This window comes from Streptomyces atriruber (assembly GCF_001418325.1).
Taxonomy (GTDB): Bacteria; Actinomycetota; Actinomycetes; order Streptomycetales; family Streptomycetaceae; genus Streptomyces; species Streptomyces atriruber.
The window spans coordinates 1-3,896 of record NZ_LIPN01000373.1 but is presented as its reverse complement, the minus strand read 5'-3'; the positions used below and the strand labels follow the sequence as shown (position 1 = coordinate 3,896).

The following is a 3,896-nucleotide window of genomic DNA, read 5'->3' as shown; positions in this document are numbered from 1 at the left end:
GTGTTGGGGTTGGGGTTGCGGCTCCAAGGTGGCCAGGGCGCTCAGTGGTACCGGTGCGGCCAGTGGGCGTCGGTCGGGGCCGGAGGACCGGGGGGCGTGCTGGGGTGCGGGAGAAGCCAGGCAGGACACGGCCCAGCCGCACATCCGGCCCTGGCACCAGCCCATTCCCGCCCGGGTGAGGAGCTTCACGGAGCGCGTGTCCCGGGCGCCGTAGTCCGTGACGGCCTCGCGGATGCGGCCCGCGGGGACCTCCTCGCAGCGGCAGACGTCGGTGTCGTCGGACAGCCACCGCGGCCAGCCGTGCCCCGGCGCGTGTGCGGCGGCCATGACGTCGGCGAAGGCGTTCATGCGGTCGTGGCGGCGGCGCAGGGAGCGCAGGCGGGAGAGCGGGGCGGGGCGTCGGCCGGTGAGTCGGGCCGCGACAGCCAGGGCCGCCAGTTCGCCCTCCAGGATGGCTTGTTGCGCTCCACCGACCCCTGACGTCTCGCCCGCGGCCCACAGGCCGCGCAGCGACGTCTCCTGGAGCGGGCCCAGCGCCAGGGCGTGCGTGCCGTCGACGGTCCGCCGGGTGGCACAGCCCAGACTGGTTGCCAGGTCGATCTGCGGGACCAGGCCGTGGCCGATGGCCAGCGCGTCGCAGTCGATGCGACGCTCCGTTCCCGGCAGCGGACGCCATGCGCGGTCCAGGCGGGAGACCGACACCGCTGCCACGCGGTCCTCGCCGTGTGCCTCGGTGACCGCGTGGCGGGTGCGCAGGCGAACCCGGTGGCGCAGCAGGGCTCCGGCGTGGTGTGCGCCTTCCGTCAGCTTGTGGGGCTGGACGGCGAGTGCGCGGGGGCGGCGCGCGTATCCGAAGTACGAGGACGCCTCGACCAGTTCGGGAACCTCGGCGCCGGCCGAGGTGAGCGAGGCGGCCACCGCGAGCAGGAGCGGACCGCTGCCGGCGACGACCACGCGCTTGCCGGGCAGGACGAGGCCGGACTTGAGCATGGCCTGCGCACCGCCGGCGCCGACCACGCCGGGCAAGGTCCAGCCGGGGAAGGGGAGTTGTCGCTCGTACGAGCCGGTCGCGAGGAGGACCGCGCGGGCCCGCACGCGCACCGGGCGCTGTCCCTCTCCAGGGGCTTCGGGTTCGCCGGTGAGGGCGTGAACGGTCCAGTGGTTCTCGTCCTCGCGCGTCACCGTCCAGACGTGGTGGCCGAAGAGGCAGGTGGCGCCGCCGGTCCGCAGGCGGTCGCGCAAGTCGGTGAATGCGGGCCAGTCGTGGTGCAGGGCTTCGGGGCGGGTGGCTCCCGTGGCCGGTGCGGGATGGCGGTAGAACTGGCCGCCGGGTTGTTCCGCCGCATCCAACAGAGCCACGGACAGGCCGAGTTCCACGGCCGTCACGGCTCCGGCGAGGCCTGCGGGACCGGCGCCGAGCACCGCGAGATCATACGGTTCATGCTCGGGCAACGCTTCGCTCCCCTCGGTCCCCTCAGGCTCCCCAATCCCCCCAGTCCCCTCAGTCGCCGAACCCGGCATGGCCGTTCCCTTCCTGCGTGGTGACCGTGTCGCCGGGGCGGGCGGTGATCAGGCAGGTGCGCCGGTTGGGCCGACCGTTGACGGTCGCGAGGCAGTCGTAGCACTGGCCGATGCCGCAGAACGCGCCGCGTGGCCGCCCGCCGACCCGGGTGGTCCGCCAGGCGAGGATTCCCGCGGACCAGAGCACGGCCGCGATCGACTGGCCCGGCAGCACGTCCAGTTGGCGTCCGTCGAAGGTGATCGTGAAGCTCGCCCCGGGGGAGGCCTCCACGAGATCCGACGGTTTCATCGGGCCGCCTCCTCTCGTGCGAAGCGCTCCGGCGCGAACGGAGCCGGATCCAAGGGGAGTTCACTGCCGGTCAGCATGGCGGCGATCAGTGCGCCGGTCGCCGGAGCGAGGCCGATGCCCGCGCCCTCGTGACCGCAGGCGTGCAGCAGGCCCGGGAGGCGCGGGTCGGGGCCGATCGCCGGGAAGTGGTCCGGGAGGTAGGGGCGGAACCCGGCGTACGTGCGGATCGCCCGGACCTGGGCCAGGGCGGGGAAGAGGCGCACCGCCTGGCCCGCGAGGCGGCGCAGGACCTCGACCGACAGGGTCCGGTCGAAGCCCACCCGCTCCCGGCTCGCCCCGATCAGCACCGGGCCCGCCGGAGTGCCCTCCACCACGGCGGAGGTCTGCAGCGCGGCCGAGCCGCTCGCGACGTCGGCGACGTACTCGGCGGAGTACACCTTGTGGCGCACCACGCGCGGCAGCGGTTCCGTGACGAGGACGAAGCCGCGGCGGGGGAGCACCGGCAGCTCCAGGCCCGCCAGGCGGGCGAGTTGGCCGCCCCACGTACCGGCGGCGTTGAGCACGTGGGGTGCGCACACCTCGCCCCGCCGCGTCCTGACCCCCCGCACCTCGCCCTTCGCGCCGGTGAGGACCGCGGTGACCTCCTCGCCGAGCCGGACCGCGAGGCGTCCGGAGTCGGCGGCCGCGCGCAGCAGGTGTGCGGCGGCGAGGGCGGGCTGTACCTGGGCGTCCTGCGGGTAGTGGAAGCCGCCCGCGAGGCCCGGCGCGAGATGCGGTTCCAGGTCGGCCAGCCGGTCGGCCGGGACCTCGGTGGCCTCGACGCCCGCCTGCCGCTGCTCCGCGGCGAAGCGGCGCAGGGCGTCGTGCGCGGGCTCGGTCGAGGCGACGACCACGCCGCCCTTCGTCTCGTACTCGATGAGGGAGGGCAGCTCGGCGGCGAGGTCGCGCCACAACGTGGCTGAGTAGAGGGCGAGTTCGAGTTCCGGGCCGGGTTCCTTGTCGGAGACGAGAAGGTTGCCCTCGCCCGCGCCGGTGGTGCCGCCCGCGACGGGGCCGCGGTCGATGACGGTGACGTGGAGCCCGGCACGGGTGGCGTAGTAGGCGCACGCGGCGCCGACCACGCCGGCCCCCACGATGATGAGGTCTGCGGGGCGTGTGGCGTATGGGGGACGTGCGGAGGATGACGGGTGTCTCGTGAGCACGGCAGTAATATTTCACATGGCACTGGTGCTGCCAAGAGGGCGTGCGCGAAGGGGAGTTGTCGTCGTCAGTCGCGGCGGTGGTGCGTGCCGGGCGTGTATCCGTAGGCCCTGCGGAACACATCGATGAACGCGCTGGTCGACGACCATCCGCAACGGTGCGCGACCGTGGTGACCGGCAGGCCGTCGGCGAGCATGCGCAGCGCGTGGTAGAGGCGCAGTTGGGTGCGCCACTGCGGGAACGTCATGCCCAGCTCGCGGCGGAAGAGGCGGCTCAGGGTGCGCTCGCCCGCGCCCGCCCCGGCGGCCAGTTCGGCCAGTCCCCGCGGGTCCGCGGGGTCGTCGTGCAGCAGATCGCAGACCGCGGTGAGACGGGGGTCCGAGGGCGTGGGCAGCAGCACGGGCTGCTGGGGCGACGCGCGCAGCTGGTCGAGGAGTACGGCGCGCAGGCGTCCGCGTTCCGGCGACTCGTCCTGCGGCGTCCGGGTGCAGGCGAGGATCAGTTCGCGCAGGAGCGGGCCGACGGCGAGCACGGTCGGGGCGTCGAGGGCCAGCGGATTCGTGTCCGCGGGCAGGCCGAGCAGGTGCAGCGCCAGCTGACCGTGGGCGCGGTGGGCGTGGACGCATCCGGCGGGGACCCAGATGGCCCGGGTGCCCGGCGCGAACCAGGTGCCCGCGTCGGTGGTGACGGCCACGACGCCGGAGCCCGCGTAGACGATCTGGTGGTCGTCGTGGCGATGGGCGTCGATGCGCTCTCCGGGGGACAGCTCCCGGGTGGCGGTCGGCGCTTCGGGGGTGTGGCGGATATTCGGCACAGATTGGCACTTTATCGGAAGCGGGCCAGGGTGGGGCGTGGCGACGATGAGGCGGTGTCGCCCCATGAGCCC

4 protein-coding genes are annotated in these 3,896 nt (G+C 74.2%); all 4 read right to left on the bottom strand.

Translation table 11 applies throughout. The annotated features are described in order from the left end of the window. Positions 1-1,521 (bottom strand): FAD/NAD(P)-dependent oxidoreductase (locus AOK03_RS32605; RefSeq protein ID WP_079075094.1); only part of this gene is annotated, 1,521 nt, incomplete at its 3' end. Then, a complete protein-coding gene (locus AOK03_RS32600) occupies positions 1,502-1,810 on the bottom strand; it encodes a (2Fe-2S)-binding protein (protein ID WP_055568990.1) in 309 nt (102 codons plus the stop codon). The genes AOK03_RS32605 and AOK03_RS32600, both read right to left, overlap by 20 nt. Beyond that, positions 1,807-2,949 carry an NAD(P)/FAD-dependent oxidoreductase gene (locus AOK03_RS32595; RefSeq protein ID WP_208609638.1) on the bottom strand — a complete coding sequence of 381 codons (1,143 nt, stop codon included), beginning with the start codon at positions 2,947-2,949 and terminating at the stop codon, positions 1,807-1,809. The genes AOK03_RS32600 and AOK03_RS32595 overlap by 4 nt, the downstream gene beginning before the upstream one ends. A gap of 128 nt (positions 2,950-3,077) precedes the next feature. Continuing rightward, positions 3,078-3,824, bottom strand: a complete 747-nt coding sequence (locus tag AOK03_RS32590) for an AraC family transcriptional regulator (RefSeq protein ID WP_055568988.1) — start codon at positions 3,822-3,824, stop codon at positions 3,078-3,080. Positions 3,825-3,896: the final 72 nt, after the last annotated feature.